Annotated in this window: 20 protein-coding genes; 9 read left to right on the forward strand and 11 right to left on the reverse strand. The window is 71.1% G+C overall.

The window, feature by feature from the left end; translation table 11 throughout:
- Positions 1–74: 74 nt before the first annotated feature.
- Positions 75–1262 (forward strand): amidohydrolase, encoded by a 1188-nt coding sequence (locus tag ACWEN0_RS28370; RefSeq protein WP_451979892.1) that lies wholly within the window; start codon positions 75–77, stop codon positions 1260–1262.
- Positions 1263–1283: 21 nt separating this feature from the next.
- Here the strand turns inward: ACWEN0_RS28370 and ACWEN0_RS28375 are convergent, their stop codons facing one another.
- From ACWEN0_RS28375 to ACWEN0_RS28400, 6 genes are all read right to left on the reverse strand, one after another.
- On the reverse strand, positions 1284–2180 hold the full coding sequence (locus ACWEN0_RS28375; protein ID WP_451979895.1) for a TauD/TfdA dioxygenase family protein: 897 nt from the start codon (positions 2178–2180) through the stop codon (positions 1284–1286).
- Positions 2177–3490 (reverse strand): LLM class flavin-dependent oxidoreductase, encoded by a 1314-nt coding sequence (locus ACWEN0_RS28380; protein WP_451979898.1) that lies wholly within the window; start codon positions 3488–3490, stop codon positions 2177–2179. Before ACWEN0_RS28380 ends, ACWEN0_RS28375 begins: the two co-directional genes overlap by 4 nt.
- Positions 3487–4329 carry an ABC transporter permease gene (locus ACWEN0_RS28385; RefSeq protein WP_451979901.1) on the reverse strand — a complete coding sequence of 281 codons (843 nt, stop codon included), beginning with the start codon at positions 4327–4329 and terminating at the stop codon, positions 3487–3489. The genes ACWEN0_RS28380 and ACWEN0_RS28385 overlap by 4 nt, the downstream gene beginning before the upstream one ends.
- Positions 4326–5099, reverse strand: coding sequence for an ABC transporter ATP-binding protein (locus ACWEN0_RS28390; RefSeq protein WP_451979904.1), 774 nt, complete (start codon positions 5097–5099; stop codon positions 4326–4328). The genes ACWEN0_RS28385 and ACWEN0_RS28390 overlap by 4 nt, the downstream gene beginning before the upstream one ends.
- Complete coding sequence (locus tag ACWEN0_RS28395) at positions 5096–6115, reverse strand: ABC transporter substrate-binding protein (protein ID WP_451979907.1); 1020 nt, start codon at positions 6113–6115, stop codon at positions 5096–5098. The genes ACWEN0_RS28390 and ACWEN0_RS28395 overlap by 4 nt, the downstream gene beginning before the upstream one ends.
- A 98-nt stretch (positions 6116–6213) precedes the next feature.
- Positions 6214–7419, reverse strand: coding sequence for an ROK family protein (locus tag ACWEN0_RS28400; RefSeq protein WP_451979910.1), 1206 nt, complete (start codon positions 7417–7419; stop codon positions 6214–6216).
- A gap of 89 nt (positions 7420–7508) precedes the next feature.
- Here ACWEN0_RS28400 and ACWEN0_RS28405 point away from each other — a divergent pair, with 89 nt between their 5' ends.
- Both ACWEN0_RS28405 and ACWEN0_RS28410 read left to right on the forward strand, forming a co-directional pair.
- Positions 7509–7844, forward strand: coding sequence for an ArsR/SmtB family transcription factor (locus ACWEN0_RS28405; RefSeq protein WP_451979913.1), 336 nt, complete (start codon positions 7509–7511; stop codon positions 7842–7844).
- Position 7845: 1 nt separating this feature from the next.
- Positions 7846–8322 (forward strand): SRPBCC family protein, encoded by a 477-nt coding sequence (locus tag ACWEN0_RS28410; protein WP_451979916.1) that lies wholly within the window; start codon positions 7846–7848, stop codon positions 8320–8322.
- Here the strand turns inward: ACWEN0_RS28410 and ACWEN0_RS28415 are convergent.
- On the reverse strand, positions 8291–9256 hold the full coding sequence (locus tag ACWEN0_RS28415) for a helix-turn-helix transcriptional regulator (RefSeq protein ID WP_451979919.1): 966 nt from the start codon (positions 9254–9256) through the stop codon (positions 8291–8293). The genes ACWEN0_RS28410 and ACWEN0_RS28415 overlap by 32 nt on opposite strands.
- Before the next feature lie 53 nt (positions 9257–9309).
- Between ACWEN0_RS28415 and ACWEN0_RS28420 the strand changes: the two genes are divergently transcribed.
- Positions 9310–10440, forward strand: coding sequence for an epoxide hydrolase family protein (locus ACWEN0_RS28420; RefSeq protein WP_451979922.1), 1131 nt, complete (start codon positions 9310–9312; stop codon positions 10438–10440).
- Between the two features lie 46 nt (positions 10441–10486).
- Here ACWEN0_RS28420 and ACWEN0_RS28425 read toward each other — a convergent pair whose 3' ends face one another.
- Positions 10487–12106: a DUF4041 domain-containing protein gene (locus tag ACWEN0_RS28425; protein ID WP_451979925.1), complete on the reverse strand. Its 1620-nt coding sequence runs from the start codon at positions 12104–12106 to the stop codon at positions 10487–10489.
- 140 nt (positions 12107–12246) lie between these two features.
- On the opposite strand from ACWEN0_RS28425, the gene ACWEN0_RS28430 reads away from it, so the two are divergent.
- The gene (locus ACWEN0_RS28430; protein ID WP_451979928.1) at positions 12247–12456 is read left to right on the forward strand and encodes a DUF2945 domain-containing protein; all 210 of its coding nucleotides are present in this window, start codon (positions 12247–12249) and stop codon (positions 12454–12456) included.
- Between the two features lie 80 nt (positions 12457–12536).
- On the opposite strand, the gene ACWEN0_RS28435 is transcribed toward ACWEN0_RS28430, so the two are convergent.
- Positions 12537–13661, reverse strand: coding sequence for a helix-turn-helix domain-containing protein (locus ACWEN0_RS28435; protein WP_451979931.1), 1125 nt, complete (start codon positions 13659–13661; stop codon positions 12537–12539).
- A 175-nt stretch (positions 13662–13836) separates the two neighbouring features.
- Between ACWEN0_RS28435 and ACWEN0_RS28440 the strand changes: the two genes are divergently transcribed.
- The gene (locus ACWEN0_RS28440; protein ID WP_451979934.1) at positions 13837–15102 is read left to right on the forward strand and encodes a YncE family protein; all 1266 of its coding nucleotides are present in this window, start codon (positions 13837–13839) and stop codon (positions 15100–15102) included.
- Between the two features lie 4 nt (positions 15103–15106).
- Here the strand turns inward: ACWEN0_RS28440 and ACWEN0_RS28445 are convergent, their stop codons facing one another.
- Positions 15107–15520, reverse strand: a complete 414-nt coding sequence (locus tag ACWEN0_RS28445; RefSeq protein WP_451979937.1) for a DUF5655 domain-containing protein — start codon at positions 15518–15520, stop codon at positions 15107–15109.
- A gap of 40 nt (positions 15521–15560) precedes the next feature.
- Entirely contained in the window at positions 15561–17363 is a 1803-nt protein-coding gene (locus ACWEN0_RS28450; protein ID WP_451979940.1) for a sigma-54-dependent Fis family transcriptional regulator, read from the reverse strand.
- A 167-nt stretch (positions 17364–17530) separates the two neighbouring features.
- Here ACWEN0_RS28450 and ACWEN0_RS28455 point away from each other — a divergent pair, with 167 nt between their 5' ends.
- From ACWEN0_RS28455 to ACWEN0_RS28465, 3 genes are all read left to right on the forward strand, one after another.
- The gene (locus ACWEN0_RS28455; protein WP_451979943.1) at positions 17531–17779 is read left to right on the forward strand and encodes a hypothetical protein; all 249 of its coding nucleotides are present in this window, start codon (positions 17531–17533) and stop codon (positions 17777–17779) included.
- A gap of 107 nt (positions 17780–17886) precedes the next feature.
- On the forward strand, positions 17887–19542 hold the full coding sequence (locus ACWEN0_RS28460; RefSeq protein WP_451979946.1) for a methane monooxygenase: 1656 nt from the start codon (positions 17887–17889) through the stop codon (positions 19540–19542).
- A gap of 77 nt (positions 19543–19619) precedes the next feature.
- Positions 19620–20654 (forward strand): FAD-binding oxidoreductase, encoded by a 1035-nt coding sequence (locus ACWEN0_RS28465; RefSeq protein ID WP_451979948.1) that lies wholly within the window; start codon positions 19620–19622, stop codon positions 20652–20654.
- Positions 20655–20660 lie beyond the last annotated feature (6 nt).

The following is a 20660-nucleotide window of genomic DNA, read 5'->3' on the forward strand; positions in this document are numbered from 1 at the left end:
AATACCCGGACCGCTCGGCGCGCAAACCCGCCCTCGGTGGCGTGACGGTGGCCGGACAGGGTATGCCGGTACGCATGGAGTGGCACGAAGAGCTGCACGAGCGCGCCGACGAACGGATCCGGCACCTGGACGACCGGCTGTGGGCCGTCGCCACCGCGCTGCACGAGCGGCCGGAGCTGTCCTATGCGGAACACGCGGCCGCCGAACGCCTGACGAGCGAGCTGGCGGCGGACGGTTTCGAGGTGGAGACCGGGATCGCCGGGTTGCCCACCGCGTTCGCCGCCCGGGCGGGCAGCGGACGGCCGAGCGTCGCACTGCTGCTCGAGTACGACGCCCTGCCCGGCCTGGGGCACGCGTGCGGCCACAACCTCATCGCCGCGGCCGGGCTCGGCGCCGCTCTCGCCGCGAAGGACGTCCTGGGGGACAGCCCGGGATCGCTGCTCGCCCTGGGCACCCCGGCCGAGGAGCGCGGCGGCGGCAAGGTGGCGCTGGCCGAGGCCGGCGTGTTCGACGACGTCGACGCGGCCCTGGTGGTCCACCCCGGTGTCCACTCCTGGTCCTGGGCGCCGCTGACCGCGCACGTGGAGGTCAAGGTGACCTTCCACGGTCGCGCGGCCCACCCGACGGGCGATCCGGAGGCCGGCATCGACGCGCTCGCCGCGCTGATCCAGCTGTTCGGCGCGCTCTCGGCCCTGCGCCAGCGGCTGCCGCTCGGCTCGCACGTCCAGGGCATCATCACCGAGGGCGGCGAGGCGACGAACATCGTCCCGCACCGGGCCGAAGGCCGGTTCGGGCTGCGCGCGCTCACGACCGGCGCGCTGGACCGCCTGGTCGAGGACGTGACGACGGCCGCGCAGGGCACGGCGCTGGCGACGGGCGCGAAGGCCGACGTCGAACGCCTCGGCCGCGGCCACGCGCACTTCCGGGACAACCCGGTGCTGTCCGAGCGCTTCACCGAACACCTGGCGGCGTGCGGTATCCACGCGACCCCGCCCGAGCCCGGGGTGTTCCCGGGTTCGTCGGACATCGGCGACGTCAGCGTCCGCGTCCCGGCGATCCACCCGTTCGTGGCGATCGCGGCGGAGGAGTACTCGGACCACACCCCGGAGTTCGCCGAGGCGGCGGCGAGCCCGCGCGGGCGGGCGGCGATGCTGGCTTCGGCGGCGGCGCTGGCCCGCACCGCGATCGACCTGCGCACCCACCCGGCGCTGGTCAGCCGCGCCTGGGACTGCTTCCGCGACGCGGAGCGGAACGGGCGCTGAGCGCACCCGTTCCGCACCCGGTCACGCCACCGGGGTGTAGTGCGAGGCGTCGCCTTCGAGGGACTCGCTGGCCCGGCCGTCGATGCCCACCGGGACGTCGCCGGCCACCGTGACGCGGTTGAGGCGCCGCGGCAGGCCGTCGTAGTTGTCGATCGCGTAGTGCTGGGTGATCCGGTTGTCGAACAGCACCAGCTGGTTCGGCTCCCACACCACGCGCACGACGTTCTCCGGCCGCGTCACGTAGGACTGCAGCAGCCGCAGCAGGTCCCGCGACTCGTTCACCGACAGGCCTTCGATCCGCTGGGCGAAGCCGCCGATGAACAGGCCGCGCTCGCCGGTCACCGGGTGCACCCGCACCACCGGGTGGACGGTCCGGTACTTGCGCGAAACGAACTGGGCCCGTCGCGCCTGCTCCTTCTCGTCCACCGTCTCCGGCGGCTGGACGTAGTCGTAGTCGTTGGTGTGCACCGCCCGCAGCGTGTCGGCGAACGCCCGCAGCGGCCCCGGCAGATCGCGGTAGGCCGCTGCCGCGTTCGCGATCAGCGTCTCCCCGCCGTAGGGCGGCACCACCAGGCTGCGCAGCGTGCTGGCCTTCGGCGGGTTGAGCACGAACGTGACGTCGGTGTGCCAGTGGTTGGCCCGGCCCAGCTCGCTGTCGACGGGCAGGATCGTCGGCGCGCCGTCGACGGCGGGCACCGTCGGGTGGGCCTTGGTCAGCTCGCCGAAGCGCGCGGCGAACCGCTGCTGGCCTTCGTCGTCGAGCTCGGTGTTCCGGAACACCAGCGCCTTGTGCTCGTGCAGGGCGTCGGCGAGGAACGCCACCTGGGACGCGTCGAGCTCCCCGGCGGGGTCGAGGCCGACGATCTCGGCGCCGATGTTCCCGGTGATCTTGCGGACGTCGGTGCTGATCGCGGTCATGCGGGCTCCTTCACTCGGTTGCGGTTGACGGGACGCGCGAGGCCGTAGTGCTCGCGCAGGGTGGTGCCGGCGTACTCGGTGCGGAACAGGCCGCGCCGCCGCAGCTCGGGGACGACGAGGTCGACGAAGTCGTCGAGCCCGCCGGGCAGGGTGGGCGGCATGACGTTGAAGCCGTCGGCCGCGCCCCCGGTGAACCAGGCCTCCAGCTCGTCGGCGACCTGGACCGGCGTCCCGGCGAAGACGCGGTGCCCGCGCCCGCCCGCCAGCCGCTCGAGGAGCTGCCGGATCGTCAGGTCCTCGCGCCGGGCCAGGCCGACGACCAGTTCGAACCGGCTCTGGCCGCCTTCGGTGAAACTGCCGACGTCGGGCAGCGGGCCGTCGAGCGGGTAGCCGGTGACGTCGTGGTCGAGCATCTTCGACAGCTGCCGCAGCCCGTAGTCCGGCGTGATCAGCGCGTTCAGCTCGGCCTCGCGCTCGCGTGCCTCGGCTTCGGTGCGGCCGAGGATCGGCGAGATGCCGGGGAGGATCTTGATCTCGTCCGGCGTGCGGCCGTACTTGGCCAGGCGGCCCTTGACGTCGTCGTAGAACGCCTTGCCCTCGGCGAACGTCTGCTGCGCGGTGAACACGGCCTCGGCGTGCCGGGCGGCGTACTCCTTGCCGGTCTCCGACGACCCCGCCTGCACCAGCAGCGGGTGGCCCTGCGGTGGCCGCTCGATGTTCAGCGGGCCGCGCACCTGGAAGTGCTCGCCGTCGTGGGCGATCGGCCGGATCCGGTCGGTGTCGGCGTAGACGCCGGAGGCGCGGTCGACGAGCGCGGCGTCGTCGTCCCAGCTGTCCCACAGCTGCTTGACGACCTCGACGAACTCCTCGGCCCGGTCGTAGCGCGCGTCGTGCGACGGCCGCTTGGCCAGGTTGAAGTTGCGGGCCTCGTCGATGCCCGCCGACGTCACGATGTTCCAGCCCGCGCGGCCGCCGGAGAGGTGGTCGAGCGAGGCGAACTTGCGCGCCAGGTGGTAGGGCTCGTTGTACGTCGTCGACGCCGTCGCGATGAGTCCGATGTGGACCGTGGACGCCGCGAGCGCGGAAAGCAGCGTCAGCGGTTCGAAGTGGCTGTGGGAGTTGTGCTTCACGTTGCCCCACAACGCCACGCCGTCGGCGAGGAAGAGCGAGTCGAGCTTGCCGCGCTCGGCCGTGCGGGCGATGTCGACGTAGTGCTGCAGTGTCCGGGCCCGGTGCGGGTCGGTCGACGGGTGCCGCCAGGCGGCTTCGTGGTGACCGTTCGGCATCACGAACGCGTTGAGGTGCATCATGGTTTCTCCTTGGGACGCCAGGTCGAGAACCGCCGTTCGAGGACGACGAAGCCGGAGTTGACGAGCACGCCGAGCACCGAGACCGCGATGATCCCGGCGTACATCTGCTGGATCTGGAAGTTCACCTGGCTGGTGTTGATGAGGTAGCCGAGCCCGGCCTTCGCGCCGACCATCTCCGCGGCCACCAGCACCAGGATCGAGTAGGACGCCGCCATCCGGATGCCGGTGAACACCGTCGGCACGGCCGAGGGCAGGATCACCTTCCGGAACAGCCGCGGGCTGGACAGCCCCAGCGAGCGGGCCGCCTTCACGAGCAGCGGGTCGACGGTGTTGACGCCGGCGATCGTGTTGAGCAGCACCGGCCAGACGCAGGCGTACACCACGAGCGTGACCTTCGACAGCTCGCCGATGCCCAGCAGCAGGGTGAACACCGGCAGCAGCGCGAGCGCGGCGGTGTTGCGGGCGAGCTCCAGCAGCGGCTGCAGGAACCGCGCCACCGGCCGGTACCAGCCGATCAGCAGCCCGAGCGGCACGGCCACCGCGACGGCGATCGCGAACCCGGCGGCGGAGCGCCCGACGCTGGCGAGGAGGTGGTCGGCGAGCTGGCCGTCGAGGGTGAGCTCCCACAGCGCCCGCAGGTCTTCCGACAGCGGCGGCAGGAACGTCCGGGTGCTCTCGTCGAGGACGAACCGCGGGACGAACTCCCACAGCAGCACGAACAGGACGACCGCCGCGGACGCGTGGACCGCGCGGGTGAGCTTCGTGCGCAACCACCGCGGCTTCGGCGGCGAGAGCGCGGGGCCGATGGGGACCGGCGGCTTCGCGAGGGTGGTGGTCATCCGACCGCGCTCCGTTCGTGTTCGGCCGCCTTGCGGACCTCGTCGTGCAGCAGCTCCCACAGCCGGTGCCGCTGCCGGCCGAACGCCGGGTCGGAGCGGACGTCCCCGCCGCGGTCGCCGAGTTCGACGTCGACGACCGCCTTGAGCCGTCCAGGCCGCGACGTCAGCACGGCGACCTGCTGCCCGAGGTAGACGGCCTCGTCGATGCCGTGGGTGATGAACACGATCGTCTTGCCCGTGCGGGCCCAGATCCGCAGCAGCTCGTCCTGCAGCTGTTCGCGGGTCTGCGCGTCGAGGGCGGCGAACGGCTCGTCCATCAGCAGCACGGCCGGGTCGTAGGCGAGGCTGCGGGCGATCGCGACCCGCTGCTTCATGCCGCCGGACAGCTCGTGCGGGTAGCGGTCCTCGAAGCCGGAAAGCCCGACCAGGTCGAGGTATTCGCGGGCCCGCTCGGCCCGCCGCCGCTTGCCGAGCGGCCCGCCCTCCAGCCCGAACTCGACGTTGGCGCGGGCGGTGCGCCACGGGAACAGCGCGTACTGCTGGAAGACGATCCCGCGGTCGAGGCCCGGGCCGCGCACCGGCTCGCCGTCGATGAGGACCTCGCCGGACGTCGGCGCGGTGAGCCCGCCGAGCAGGTCGAGCAGGGTCGACTTGCCCGAGCCGCTCGGCCCGACCAGGGAGAGGAACGTGCCGTCGGCGACGTCGAGGGAAACGTCGTCCAGCACGGTGAGGGCGCCGAACGTCTTGGTGACCGACCGGATGCTGATCACGGGGTCACCGCCGGGGCGCCGTCGCGGTAGGGGTTGAACTCGTTGGTGTAGAGCTTCGAGGTGTCGATCTGCTCGCCCTTGATGTAGCCCTGCTGCTTCAGCCAGGGCTCCCAGAGCGTGTAGTCCTTGTCCGAGATCAGGCCGCCGTGGGTGATGCCGACGCTCTTCCAGTACTTCAGGGTGTCGGTGTTCTCGTTGCGGCCGCGGCTTTGGATGATCTTCGTGAAGCGGGCGATCACCTGGTCCCGCGGGGTGGTGCGCTCCCACTCGATCGCCTTCGCCACCCCGGAAACGAAGATCTTCGTGGTCTCCGGGTACTTCTTGATGAAGTCGGTGCGCAGCACGTACGGGCCGCCGTTGTAGGGGCCGAACGCGCCGACGTCGCTGAAGAGCCGGCGGACGCCCCCGGTCGCGACGGCGTGGTCCTGCAGGATGCCCTGCAGCGCGACGACGTCGAGCTGGCCGTTGCGCAGCGCCTGCTCGGCGTTCACCGGCGGGATGACGACGAGCTGCACCTGCTTGATCTCGTCGTCGGACAGGCCCTGGCCCTTCAGCCAGGTGTCGAGCGCGGCCTCCAGGTTGGCCCCGGCCGTGTTGATGCCGACCTTCTTGCCGATCAGGTCGCGGGCGGTCCGGATCGGACTGTCCTCTTTGGTGTAGTAGCCGATGAACGCCTTGTCGTCGGAGCCGTAGTAGTTGACGACGGCCTTGACCGGCGCGCCGGCCTCGACGAGCTTGACGACCGCGCCGGTGAAGGCGCCGCCGAAGTCGGTCTGGTCGGTGGCGGCGGACTGGATGTCCTGCGGGCCGCTGATCGTGTTGCCGACCCACTTCAGCTTGACCGGGCCGAAGTAGCCCAGGTCCTCGGCGATTTCGGGCAGGGTCACGGCGTTCGCGCTGCCCTGGTAGCGCAGCTCGAGCAGTTCCGGCTGCCCGGGGGCGCCGGTGGCCGTCGCCGACGCGCAGCCGGCCAGCAGCACCGCGGCGGCGGCGAGGAGAGGCAGGGTTTTCTTCACGGTTTCGTCCGTTCCGGGAGTCGGCGGGGATGCTCCGATTGTTCGGGGACGCCGAGCGGACGGTCAATTTTGCGAGTTCGTGAAATAACTCCGCCGATTCACGAAGCGCGCGACAACCCGGTGAGAAGCGGACCGAGCGGGTCGTCGTAGAGGACGTCGAGGAGCACCGCGCCGCCCGCCGTCGCCAGCTCGGTGCCCGGGAAGCTCGTCGGCACAACGGTTTCCGCCGCGTCGAGGCAGCGGGACCGCTCGCGGACCTCGTCCCGGATGGCGGGAAGGCAGCCGGGGACCTGGGCTACACTCCGGTCGACCACCACGAGCACCGCGGGGTTCAGCACGTCGAGCAGCAATGCCGCGGCCTGCCCGAGGAGCCGGGCGCGGTCGTGGAACAACCGCACCGCGGCGGAATCGCCCGCCGTGGCGAGCGCCAGCAGTTCCGGGAAATCGGGGCGCGCGAGCATTCCGTTTTCCACCGCTTTCCGCGCGAGCGTCGCTTCGGAAACGGTGGCCTCGAGACAGCCGGTGCGCCCGCAGCGGCACGCTTCGGCGCTGTCGTCCACGGGCAGGTGCGCCACGGCTCCCGCGGCCGAGCGCGGCCCGTGGTGCACGGTGCCGCCGGTGGCGAACGCGGCGTCGACGACGTTGCCGGCGAACAGCTGCACGACGCTCTCGCGAGCGCGCGGGTGCCCGAAGAGCCGTTCGGCGTGGGCCAGCGCCCGCGCGTGACCGTCCACTTCGACGGCCAGCCCGGTGCTGCCGGCCAGCAGCTCGCGCACCGGGACGTTCCGCCAGCCCAGCAGCGGGTGTTCCACCACCGTGCCGGACTCGCGGTCGACCCAGCCGCCGGTGGCGACGCCCAGGCCGAGCGGCTCGCGGTCGGGGGCGTGCCCGAGCAGGAGGTCGTCGAGGATCTCGGCGGCGCGGGCGAGCAGGTCTTCGGCGGCGAGCCCGTCGTGCGGTTCTTCGTGCTGCGCCAGGACTTTCCCGCGCAGGTCGAGCAGCGCGACGGTCGCGTGGTGCACGGCCAGGTGCAGCGCGCCGGCGACGTGCCGCCCGGTGTCGAGGTCGACCGGCACGTGCGGCCGTCCGACGCCACGACGCGGTTCGGCCTCCGGCAGCTCGTGCAGCAGCCCGCGCTCGATGAGCTCCGCGGTGTGCCCGGTGACGGCGGCCGCGGACAGCCCGGTCCGGCGCGCGACGGTGCTGCGCGCGATCGGCCCCTCGTCGAGGACGGCCCGCAGCACGGCACTCGCGCTGGCGCTCCGCCTCACCGTCCTCTGTGGACCGCCGGCCCGCGACGTCATGGCCCGATCGTGGCAGACGCGGGGGCGGGGGCCCAGCGTGCCCAGGATGTGGGTATTGACGCATACCCATATGGGCATATGATGGCGGCGTGGCACGAGCAGCGACGACGGCCGACACGTTCAACGCGGTCGCCGAACCCCGGCGGCGGCAGATCCTCGACGTCCTCATGGCGGGCGAGCGGTCGGTCGGCGATCTCGTCGGCGCGCTCGGCCTGGCCCAGCCGCAGGTGTCCAAGCACCTGCGGGTCCTGCGGGAGGTGGGGGCGGTGGACGTGCGCGGCGACGGCCGGCAGCGGCTCTACCGGCTCAACGGCGAGGCGCTCAAGCCCATCCACGACTGGGTGAAGCGCTACGAACGGACGTGGTCGGAGCGGTTCGAGCTGCTGGACGACGTCCTCGGCGAACTCAAGGAACAGGAGCGGTGACATGGAGATCACGACCCCGGCGGACGACCGGATCCTCATCACGCGCGAGTTCGACGCGCCCCGGCACCTCGTCTACCGCGCGTGGACCACCCCGGAGCTGGTGAAGCGCTGGTGGGCCGGACACCGCGGGACGACGACGAAGGTCGAGATGGACCTGCGGCCCGGCGGCCGCTGGCGCTTCGTGCTGGAGACGAACGACGGTGCCGAGGTCGGCTTCCACGGCGAGTACCGGGAAGTCGTGCCGGAGGAGAAGGTCGTCTACACCGAGGTCTTCGAGATGCCGGGCGTGGACCTCGACTCCGTGGACGGACCGCTCACCACCGCCACCTTCACCGCCCTCGGGGACCGCACGCGCCTCGAGCTGCTGACCGTGACCGGCAGCAAGGAGCTGCGGGACGTGATCCTCGGGTCCGGCATGGAGGTCGGCGTGCGGGAGCAGATGGTCCTCATCGAGGAGATCGCGAACTCCCTGCGCTAGCCCGCAGGAACCGCTCGCCCGTCTTCGCCAGCTCGGCGGCCAGCTCCGGCGCGTCGAGCACCTCGAAGTCCACTTCGAGCATCCCCAGGTACAGCGCGAGCATCTGCGCGTTGTCGGAGCCGACCTCCGCGACGCAGCGGTCCGGCCCGTCGGGCGTCACCCCGACCGCGAGCGGGAGCCGGGACCGCACGTGCTCCGCCGGGGCCTGCAGCCGCACCCTCGCGTGGAACCGCCACGTCGCCGCGCCCGCAGTGCGCTGGACGAACTGCGCGACGTCGCCCTCGGGCGGTTCGCGCGGGGTGAACCGCGGCCCGTTCGGCACCTTCGGCGTCATCCGGTCGACGCGGAACGTGCGCCAGTCGTCGCGGGCGGGATCCCACGCGACGAGGTACCAGCGCCGGTTCCAGCCGACCAGCCGGTGCGGCTCGACTTCACGGCGGCTCGCCGTCCGCTCGTGGCTGGTGTAGTCGAACCGCAGCCGCTCGCTCGCCCGGATCGCCGCCGCGATGGCCGTGAGCACGTCGGCGTCGACGGCCGGGCCGGTGCCGGGCACCGCGACGGTCGCGGCCTGCAGCGCGTGCACCCGGTGCCGCAGCCGCGACGGCAGCACCTGCTCCAGCTTGGCGAGCGCGCGCACCGACGTCTCGCCGATCCCGGCGACGCCCGTGGCGGTCCGCAGCCCGACCGCGACCGCCACGGCTTCGTCGTCGTCCAGCAGCAGCGGCGGGAGCTGCGCGCCCGCGCCGAGCCGGTAGCCGCCCCGGACGCCGGGCGACGCCTCGACCGGGTAGCCGAGCTCGCGCAGCTTCCCGATGTCGCTGCGGACGGTGCGCGCGGTGACGCCCAGCCGGGTGGCCAGGTCGGTGCCGGTCCAGTCGCGGTGCGTCTCGAGCAGGGAGAGCAGCCGCAGCAGCCGGGCGGAGGTCTGCAACATTTCCCGAGGGTCGCACGAAACGCGGAAGGAAGTCTTCCGCAATGGTCCATAGCGTGCTGCTCATGACGAACTCCTTCCGCATCGAGATCCCGCAAGCCGACCTCGACGACCTGCACCGGCGCCTCACCGAAGCCCGGTTCGCCGACCCCGTGCCCGGCGACGAGCCGGACTGGTCGCGCGGCATCCCCGCCGCCGTAGTCCGCGAGCTGGCCGAGTACTGGCGCGACGGCTACGACTGGCGGGCGCAGGAAGCCGCGCTCAACGCGTTCCCGCAGTACACGACGGTGATCGACGGCCAGACCATCCACTACCTGCTCGTCCGTTCGGCCGACCCGGACGCGGTCCCGCTGCTGCTCACCCACGGCTATCCCAGCACCTTCGCCGAGTTCCTCGACGTGATCGGGCCGCTGACCGAGCCGGGACCGGACGCGTTCCACGTCGTCATCCCGTCGCTGCCCGGCTTCGGGTTCTCGACGCCGCTGAGCGGGCCCGGCTGGGAGCTCGCCCGGACGACGGACGCCTTCGCCGAGCTGATGACCCGTCTCGGCTACGCCCGCTTCGCCGCACAGGGCGGCGACATCGGCTCCGGCGTCACCGGACGGCTCGCCGCGCTGTACCCGGACCGCGTCCTCGGCACGCACGTCACCAGCGACCGCGGCACGATCGCGCTGGCCGGCGAGCAGCTGCCGCTGCCCCCGGACCTCACCCCCGGCGAGCAGGCCGAACTGGACGCGGCCCGCGAGGCCTGGAAGGCCGGGCGCGGCTACCTCGACCTCCAGTCGCACACGCCGGAGACGATCGCGGCCGCGCTCACCGACTCCCCGGTCGGGCAGCTGGCCTGGATCGCCGAGAAGTTCCAGGCCTGGACGAACCCGGACGGCGCCATCGACCGCGACCGCCTCCTGACGACGGTCAGCCTGTACTGGTTCACCCGCACGGGCGCAACGGCGGCCCGGTTCCTGTACGAGGCCGCCCATTCGGGCCACGGCTGGCTGTCACCCTCGGCCGTACCGGCGGGCTGGGCGGTGTTCAACGCGTCCCCGCTGGTGCGCCGCATCATGGACCCGGACGAGAAGATCGCGCACTGGTCGGAGTTCGCCTCGGGTGGCCACTTCGCGGCGATGGAGGAGCCGGAACTGCTGGTGACCGACATCCGGACGTTCTTCCGCACCCTGCGGCCGTGACGTTGCCGGGCGGCGCGGTGCCGGGCAGCGCGCTCGAGGTGTAGCTCTACTCGAGCGTAGCCGTCAGCGGTCGGCCGCCGTTCTCGGCCTCCGCCATTCGCCGGCTGGACCGCCATTCTTGGGCTTCCGGTTCCTGCACGTAGTCGACGAGGTTGTCCCGCAGCCCCATCTGTTCGAGGATCTCGAGAATCTCGTCTGGAGCCGCGTAGAAGAACTCACGCCGAAGGTTGATCCGGTTGACCCGGCGGGCTGCCAGCCGCTGGTGCAGCCGGGTCTCCAGGCTGACCGCGTCGGCGTCGAAGATCTTGGCGTGGACGTCGAACCTGAACGGGACGGACGCATCGCCCAGCTCTCGCACGCGTTCGAGTGGGTCGAGACGTCTCGTCAGGCCGACCTTGACGACTCCGTCGCCGAAGGAGCCCACGTTGGAGATCACGTACACCCAACCGGTCCTGATGTTGGCTTCGCGTTCTTCCACGCCTCTGATCGCCTCGTCGAGTTCGCTGAGCTTGGCCTGGGCTGCGGCGGTCTTGGCTTGGTCGCCGGACTCGGCCCACTTGAGCATGGCGGTCTGCCAGTGTGCTTGTTCCTTGGCCAGGCGGGCCTTCTCGCGTTCGAACTCCCGCTGGGCCTGCTGTTCGTCTCGTTGGCGTTCCCGTTCCGCTCTGACCCGTTCCTTCTCTTCTTCGACCTTCGCCAAGTGGTCGGCGGTGAGGTCGAGTTCTTCCAACCGCAATCGGTGGTAGCTCGGGGCGATGTTGATGTTCATGGTCTTGCCCAGCCGGGAGATGACGTCCCGGGTCTTGGTGAGACGGTCCTTCGCCGAACCCAGCCGGTAGGGTCGCATCGATCGCACGCAGTTGTCCGCTTCGGCGTTGTACGCCCGCAGCATCAGCTTCGAGAAATCCCGAACCATCCGCTGCCCTTCGGCGGTCGAGCCGTTCACGGTCCAGTCGGTCGCGGCCGTGATAGCGTGGTTGTTCTTGGCGGACACCTTGATCGAGTCCCTCAATCGCTGCAGCGCGGCCTTGTACGCCACTGCGTCGTCGAGCCGATGGCGGAACTCGTAGATGCCCGCTTCCTGGAGCAGGGTGATTTCCTGGGTCTCGACGATCTCGGTGCGGATCTTCCTCAGCTTGTCGCCGGACTCTTCGATCTTGCCGCGGACCGTCGCGAGTTCGGTCTCGGCCGTCTTCAAGGCGCGCTCATGAGCGTCCCGCTGCGCCTGTGCGTCGAGTGCCAGCTGGGCGACCGTCCGGCGCATCTCGGTGATTTCCCGTTCGAGAGCCACTGCGTCCTTGCCCCGGAGGTCGTCGTACCGGGTCGTGAGTGTCTGCAGCTCACCGGCGAGCTTCCCGGCCCTGGCTTTTTCGGTGTGCAGGGACGCTGCCGTTTCCTGCGCCAACGCGCGTGCTGCGGCGAGTTCCGCTTCGGTCGCTCGGAGCTGTTTCCGCGCGCCGAACAGCCCGACACGCTTAGGTGCGGGCCGGCCGGTTTGCGGACCGGACTGGACCGGGAGAGCCTTCGGCATCTGCTCCTCGGGCGTCCACAACTGCCAGAACTTCGGAGGTGCCGGCCAGTCGGCCGGCGGCTGCCAGCCCGGTGGCGGGCTCCAGCCGGCAGGAAGGGCGGGCCAGTTCGGCGGGGGATTGAACCGGTAGCCCATGGTGCTTCCTCCTGCTCGTGATCACGGCGGACGTCTTCGTCGGCCTTGGTCGATCACGCGTCGACGCCTGTTACGACGGTGACGCCAATCGTTATCGGAACCGGGCCGTGATCGGCGCGGATCGGGGTAGCCGCCGGGGCATGGGCAACGATTTCCGCAAGGGCGACCGCGTCCGCTGGGACGCGGGCAACGAAAGTTCCGTCGGCACCGTCGAAGAGAAGATCACCGAGGACACCCGGGCCGGCAAGCGGGCGGTCAAGGCGTCGCCCGACGAACCGCAGTACCTGGTCCGGAGCGAGAAGTCCGGGAAGACCGCGGTGCACCACCCGGACAAGCTGCACAAGGCCTAGCGGGCCGCGCGGACCTTCGCCGTCGTCCGCGTGGCGGGGGATCACGTGCGGGTGGACGTGGGCGGCCGGCCGTGTCGGGTTCAGCCCGGCGTGGTGAGCCAGTGGTGCAGCGCCCACCACGACCGGACGGCGTCGAGCACCCGGCCGCCCGTGTTTTCCGCCAGGGCCAGCGGGGTCAGCTCGGCGAGCCGGTCCAGGCGGTACCGGACCGTGTTGGGGTGCAGGTGCAGGGTTTCGGCCGTGGAGCGCAGGCGCTGGCCGTGGTCGAGGTAGGCGAGCGCCGTGGCGGCCAGCTCGCGGTGGAACGGGTTCGCGGGGTCCAGTTCGCCCAGCAGCGCCGTGGTGAGCAGGTCGCCCAGCAACGGCTGGCCCGCCAGGGCGATCTCGCCCGCCAACGCCGTGAGGTCGTGGCGGCCGGGGCCGGCGATGCGCGCCGCCGCCGTGCAGAGCCGGTGGACCTCCCGCAGCTCGGGCAAGCCGGCCGGGGGAGCGACGACCAGCACGACGTCGCCGTCGAGCGGGACGCCGTCGGGCGGGCGCGCCGCCAAGCCGGTGAGGCGGCCCTCGACCAGCCCGTACACCCCGCCGGACTCCAGGAGCGCCTGCTCCAGCGTGCGTGCCCGGGCCGGGTCGCTGACGTCGGAGACCACGCAGGAGTACCGGCCGTCGGGTCGCAGCCCCGCCTGCCGGAGTTCCTCGGGCGTCGGCGGGTGCCCGGTGAGCAGCACCGTGCGCAGCAGCTGGGTCCGCGCGTCGCGCACCGTGCGCGAAAGCTGGATTTCGGCGGCGTGGTAGCCCTTGACGACGTGGTGCTCCAGCGCGCCCGTGTAGCGGTCGGCGTCGAGGACGGTTTCGAGGATGACGTCGTCGGGCACGCCCGCCGCCCGGCAGCGCTCGACCGCGACGCGCGCCGCGTGCGTCCGGCCGGCCTGGACCCCGCGCAGCAGGTCGGTGAGCGGGACACCCTGTGCGGCGCGGTCGGCACCCAGCGCCTCGGCCGTGGTGTAGTCCTCGCGCACGGCGCCGTCGGGGCTCGTCGTCGCCCGCAGCGCCGCACTCAGCAGGACCTGGATGTGCCGCCGGTTCTCCGCTTCCGGCAGCCGCGCGACACCGGGTGACTCGCTTCGCGCCACCTTGACCAGCTCGTCGAGCACCGACTCGTCCGCGGCCAGCTCGTCGAGGATCCGCCGGAGCAGCGGTGTCACCGGCACCTCCCGGACCCGTTGTGGCACGGCCACAACCGGCCGCCCGCGACGTTGGGCGATCGGGCCTACCGGACCCGCTCCGGTGGCCGGTTATCGTGGCATACCGGACAGTAACGTCTCTCTCCCGCGAAAACCATCCGCCGCCGCACCTGTTCAGCGTCGAAAGGTGTCTTCCGTGCGCACTTCCCCGAGTCCCCGCCGACGGCGGTCGTACCTCTCGCGCCTGGCGTACCTGACCTCGGCCGTCGCCCTGCTCGCGACCGGCGCGGCCGTGCCGGCCGCCGGCGCGCCCGCGGCCCTGCGGGAGGTGATGTTCGTCGGCAACAACTGGGACGGGACCGCCGACGTCATCCAGTCCCGCGGTTCGTTCGCGAAGATCGGGCGCGTCGACATCATCCCGGACAAGGACGACCGGCTGCGCGAGATCTACCTCAACCCGATCAAGCTGGCGTTCTTCCTCGGCATCCGCAACGGGCCCGGCGAGGGGCACGACCAGTTCGTCGACGACATGTACACCACCCCGGACGGCTCGGCGGTGGTGGCTTCGCGGCCGAGCTTCGCCGACGTCGTGTCGATCAGCCTGGCCACCGGCCGGATCAACTGGCGCTTCCCGGTTTCGGGCTTCCGCGCCGACCACATGGCGGTCTCGCCGGACGGGCTCCGCGTCGCCGTCTCCGCGTCGACGTCCAACACCGTGCACGTGCTGGACATCCGCACCGGGCAGCAGCTCGGCTCCTTCGCCACCGGCGACAAGCCGCACGAGAACGTGTTCACCGACGGCGGCCGGTACCTGTGGAACATGTCGATCGGCAACGTCGACACGAACCTCGACGACCCCGGCTGGGACTTCACCAAGGGGGACCGGCACATCACGGTCGTCGACGCCACGACCTTCCGCCAGGTCAAGGTGATCGACATGCGCCAGCGGCTCGACGCCTTCGGCCGCCACGACCTTTCCAACGCCGTCCGGCCGGTCGCGTTCACGCCCGACGAGTCCAAACTCTACTTCCAGGTGTCGTTCTTCAACGGCTTCCTGGAGTACGACGTCGCGGCCGACAAGATCACGCGGCTCAAGGAGCTGCCGAAGAACCCGGCCACGAGCAACGACCGCACCACCTTCGTCAACGACTCCCGCCACCACGGCATGTCGATGAACCCGGCCGGCACCAAGCTGTGCATCGCCGGCACCATGGACGACTACGCCACGGTCGTCGACCGCGCGACGCTGCAGCAGGGCGCGCTGGTGCCCGCGGTGAAGCCGTACTGGGCCACGGTGAGCGGCGACGGCAACGCCTGCGTGATCTCCGAAGCCGGCGCGGACCAGGTGACGGCGATCGACTTCGCGACGGGGCAGAAGCTGGCCTCGGTGCCGGTGGGCGACCACCCGCAGCGCGTCCGCATCGGCCACGTGCCGGACGGCTGGACCGGCCCGGGCGCCTGAGCGGTCAGGAAGCGTCGAAGGCGATCGTGAGCCACTCGCGGACGTCCTCGTCCACATCGGACACTTCGCGCAGCGTAAGCCGGTGGCCCACCCGCGGCCCGCTCGCCCAGCTGGCCGGGGCGATGCGGGCCGTCTCGATCGGGTACGGCAGGAACAGGTACACCAGGACGTCCCGCGACCGCGGGCGCAGCTCCGCCAGCTTCAGGTTCCGCTTGAGGAACACCCCGACCTTGACGGCGTCCTCGTGGACGTCGCCGAGGGTGCGCAGGTGCTCGACGACGGCGTCGTAGATCGCGCGGAACCGCGGGTCGTGCCCGGCGAACGTCTCGTCCACCGTGCAGCCGGGCACGCACGTGTGCGCTTGGCCGGCGCGCGCGAACTCGCGGTCGCACTGCGGGCACGTCCACCGGGTCGCCATGCCGTCCAGCATGGCAGGCCCCGCCCGGTCCGCGGACGGGTCAGCGGTTCGGGGCGACGATCCCGTACTCGTGGATCTTGCGGTAGATGGTCGCCCGGGAGATGCCCAGCAGCTTGGCCGCGCGGACCTTGTTGCCGTCCGCGTCCTCGAGGCAGCGCACGATCGCGTCGCGCTCGATGGACTCGAACCGGTTCAGCGGGCGCCGCGTCACGGCGTGGAACTCCGCGGGGAGGTCGGTCGGGCGGATGGTGCCCGCCCGGCGGCGCTGGGCCACCTTGCGCAGCACCTGGTAGAGCTGCCCGGTGTTGCCCGGCCACTCGGCCCGCATCAGCAGGTGCAGCGCCGCCGCCGAACAGGTGAGCCGGCCGCCGTAGCCGAGCTTGCTCAGGGCCAGGGGGACCAGTTCCGCCAGGTCCTCGACGTGGTGGCGCAGCGGCGGCACGCGCACCGTGCGCGGGAACGACTTCAGCAGCTCGGCCAGCGCCGGTTTCGTCTCGGCCTCCGGTACGAGCGTGACGACCACCCACGGCGCGTCGGGCCGGTCCCGCAGCTCGCGCAGGGTCGCCCCCAGCGCGTTCGCCGCCGACGTCGTCAGGCGGTCGGCGTGGCGGATCACCAGCGTGCGGACCGGGGCCTCGGCGTGTTCGCGCAGCAGCGCGCCGGCCCATTCGGTGCCGGACGCGACCGCCGAGTCGACGGTGAGCAGCCGGTCGGCCGGGTGGTGGCGCTGGTGCAGGCCCTTCGCCAGGGTCAGCTTGCCGGTGCCGGTCTCGCCCTCCAGCGCGACCCACTCGCCGCGCTGGTGTCCCGTGTCGAGGTCGTGCCCGCAGCGCAGCCACAGCGGCGCCGAGCCGACCACGCCCGGCAGGTACATCGGCAGCATCGGCGTCGACACGGCGAGCGTCTCTTCGGCCTCGATCAGCTTCACCGACAGGACACCACCGGCGATGTCGGTCTCGCGCTGCCCCGGGACGCGGCGGCAGAACACGCGCACGCGCAGGCCGCTGGAGAGCGCGAGCGTGGCCGGCGTCCGCCGGCCGTCGGCCAGTGCCTCGGTCGCGTGGCCGAGCAGCACCGACTGGTCGGCCGGGTCGAGCAGCTGCCGCGCCCGGTCGTTCATCATCACGATGTCTTCGTTGAACGCCAGCACGATGCCGGTCCACCGGCGGCACGTCTGCAGGTAGGCCTGGAAGAGGATCATCTCGCGCAGGTCGCTGTGGCGCAGCAGCGCCTGGCGGATCTGCTCGGCCGTCGAGCGGGCCAGCGCGATGAGCAGGCCGCCGGCGTCCTTGTACCAGCAGGTGAGGTCGACGGCCCCGATCTTCTTGCCCGAGATCGGGTGGTGGATCGGCACGCCCGCGCACGCCAGGTTCTCCAGGTGCTCGGCGTAGTGCTCGTGCCCGAACACGGTCGTCGCGCGGCCGTCCTCCAGCGCGGTGCCGATGCCGTTGGTGCCGACGGACTGCTCGCCGTAGCTGAACCCGGGCACGAGCTCCACGCGCTCGAGGTGCCGGCGCAGGTCGGCGTCCCCCGTGCGCTGCGTCAGCACGACGCCGCTGGGGTCGGTGAGGATCAGGCTGATCGGCTGGCCGTCGAACTGCTCGCCCAGCTTGTGCAGCACCGGTTCCGCGCCGCGCATGAGCGGGATGTCGAGGTTCTGGTCGCCGAGGTAGAGGGGGTCGATCCGGTCGGCTTCGACCTGGAGCTCCTGCGACCGCCGCCACGAGGCCAGGATCGTCTGCCGGACCGTGCCCGGTGGCACCGGTTCGGCCGTCAGGAAACGCACCCGGGTGCGGGCGAGCTCGTCGTCGGCGAGCAGCGTTCCGGGCGCCATCTCTTCCACGTGACCTCCAGCTTCCCGCGGCCCACGTGGGTGCGGGCACACCCGTTGTGCCGCCCGTTCAGCCTAGATGCGCCGCGCGGGGAACGGTGTCTCAAATTGAGACGGCCGGGCCGCGCCCCCGGCGGTCCGATGGAGGGGCAACCGACCCCTGACCAGGAGGAGGACCGATGGCCGCCGAGGCCGCGGAGACCTACAACCCGTGGACGATCGTCAACCTGGTTTTCACGCATCTGGCCGAACAGGGGCTGCACCCGACGCTCGGCGGGGACGGCCACCCCGGCGATCCGGCGGCGGCCCTGCTGCGCACCTTCGGGATCGTGCCCACCGTCGAGGGCGACGCGCGGGTGCAGGCCGGCGTCCACGACGAGCTCGCCGAGCTGCGGGCCCGGATGCTCGGCGGGGACGAAACGCCCTGAGCAGCGGTTCTGTCTCAGATTGAGACCCGCGTCACTCGGCGCCGCCCCTTCAATGGTCAACGCAGGACGTGCGCCCCGACGGCGAGCGACGGACAAGGAGTTGATCCATGAGTCGCCAGAGTGTGGCGAAAGCCCACCAGAAGATCCAGGAACTGTCGTGGGAGCCGGCGTACCACACCCCGGTTTCGCACTACGGGACGGATTACACCTTCCAGAAGGCCAAGAAGAAGGACCCGTTGAAGCAGGTCCTCCGCTCGTACTTCCCGATGCAGGAGGAAAAGGACCACCGGGTCTACGGCGCCGAGGACGGCGCGATCCGCGGCAACATGTTCCGCCAGGTGCAGGAGCGCTGGCTGGAGTGGCAGAAGCTGTTCCTGTCGATCATCCCGCTGCCGGAGATCTCGGCCGCGCGGGCGATGCCGCTGCTGTTCCGCACGGTGCCGAACCCGGAGCTGCACAACGGCCAGGCGATCCAGATGATCGACGAGGTCCGCCACTCGACGATCCAGCAGAACCTCAAGCGCCTGTACATGCAGAACTACATCGACCCGGCGGGCTTCAACTCGAGCCTGCGCAACTTCCAGAACGACTACTGCGGCACCATCGGCCGCCAGTTCGCCGAAGGGTTCATCACCGGTGACGCCATCACCGCGGCGAGCATCTACCTGACCATCGTGGCGGAGACGGCGTTCACGAACACGCTGTTCGTCGCCATGCCCGCCGAAGCCGCCGCCAACGGCGACTACCTGCTGCCGACGGTGTTCCACTCGGTGCAGTCCGACGAGTCCCGCCACATCAGCAACGGCTACGCGACGCTGCTGATGGCGCTGTCGGACGAGAGCAACCACCAGCTGCTCGAGCGCGACCTCCGCTACGCGTGGTGGAACAACCACGCCGTCGTCGACGCCGCGATCGGCACGTTCATCGAGTACGGCACCAAGGACCGCCGCAAGGACCGCGAGTCCTACGCGGAGATGTGGCGCCGCTGGATCTACGACGACTACTACCGCTCATACCTGGTGCCACTCGAGAAGTACGGCCTCGTCATCCCGCACGACCTCATCGAAGAAGCCTGGAACCGGATCTGGAACAAGGGCTACGTCCACGAGGTCGCGCAGTTCTTCGCCACCGGGTGGCTCGCCAACTACTGGCGCATCGACCCGATGACGGACGAGGACTTCGAGTGGTTCGAGTACAAGTACCCGGGCTGGTACGACAAGTACGGCAAGTGGTGGGAGAACTACGCCCGCCTCTCGACGCCGAACGGGCACCACCCGATCGTCGCCGAGGACGTCGACTACGTGTACCCGCACCGCTGCTGGACCTGCATGGTGCCGTGCCTCATCCGCGAGGACATGGTCACCGACCAGGTCGACGGCCAGTGGCGCACGTACTGCTCGGAGACCTGCCGCTGGACCGACGCCGAGGCGTTCCGGCCCACCTACCAGGGCCGCAACACCCCGAACATGGGCCAGCTGGTCGGCGCCCGCGAGTGGGAGACGCTCTACCACGGCTGGAACTGGGCCGACGTCGTCTCCGACATGGGCTTCGTGCGCGACGACGGCAAGACCATGGTCGCGCAGCCGCACCTGAACCTGGACGACCCGAAGAAGCTGTGGACGCTCGACCACCTGCGCCGGATGCCCGAGGTGCAGTCGCCGAACGTGCTGCTCAACCAGATGTCCGACGCGGAACGGGCCGCTTTCCAGGCCGACTACAACCGCCAGGGCCCGGCCGGCCGCCCGGCCCCGCAGAAGGCCTGACACGCACCGGTCGTGCGTGGTCGTGGCGGCCGGAACCGCCCTGACCACGCACGACCCCGCACCGAGACGGGGCTGGGATGGCAGAGAAACACCGCGTCCGGTTCGAGCCGGTCGGGATCGAGATCGACGTCGCCGAGGACCAGACGATCCTGCGCGCCGCCGCCGAGCAGGGCGTGATGCTCATGCACGGCTGCAAGGAAGGGCAGTGCGCGTCCTGCAAGTCCTTCCTCCTCGACGGCGACGACGTCGAGCACGACCGCTACTCCACCTTCGCGCTCCCGGACTTCGAAAAGGAGGAAGGCTTCACCCTGCTGTGCCGGGCCCACGCCTACGAGGACGTCACCATCGAGCTGCTCAACTACGACGAGGAGATGATCCACTCCGGGCTGCCGATCCAGGAGACCACCGCCGTGGTCGTCGCCAACGACGACGTCACGCACGACCTGCGGCACCTGGTGGTGCGGCTGGACGAGGAACTGAAGTTCTTCCCCGGCCAGTACCTGGACTTCGCGGTTCCGGACACCGACGAGACGCGGTCGTTCTCCATGGCCAACACCTCCGCGCGCGACGGCACGCTGGAGTTCGTCATCAAGATCTACCCCGACGGCCTGTTCTCCCGGTTCCTGGCCGACGACGTCGCGGTCGGCGACCGGCTCCGGGTCACCGGTCCGTTCGGGGTGTTCACGTTGCGGGACAACCCGGGCGCGGAGCTGGTCTTCGTCGGCGGCGGGGCCGGAATGGCGCCGATCTTGTCGCTGCTGCGGTCCATGGCCGAGCGCGGCATCGACCGGAAGGCGACGTTCTACTACGGGGCCCGTCGCCGCCGGGACCTCTGCTTCACCGACGAGCTGCGGGCGCTGGAGGAGAAGCTGCCGGACTTCCGGTACGTGCCGGCGTTGTCCGAACCGGGTGACGAGGACTGGACCGGCGAAACCGGCTTCGTCACCGACGTGCTCCGGCGGGCGGGCCACGACCTCGCCGGCGCCGACGCCTACGTCTGCGGGCCCCCGCCGATGGTGGAGGCCGCGCTCGAACTGCTGCCCGCGCTCGGCGTCGCCGAAAAGCGCGTCTTCTACGACAAGTTCACCACCACCGGCGAATCCGACGCCTGAGAGGGA

Source organism: Amycolatopsis sp. NPDC004378 (assembly GCF_053602455.1).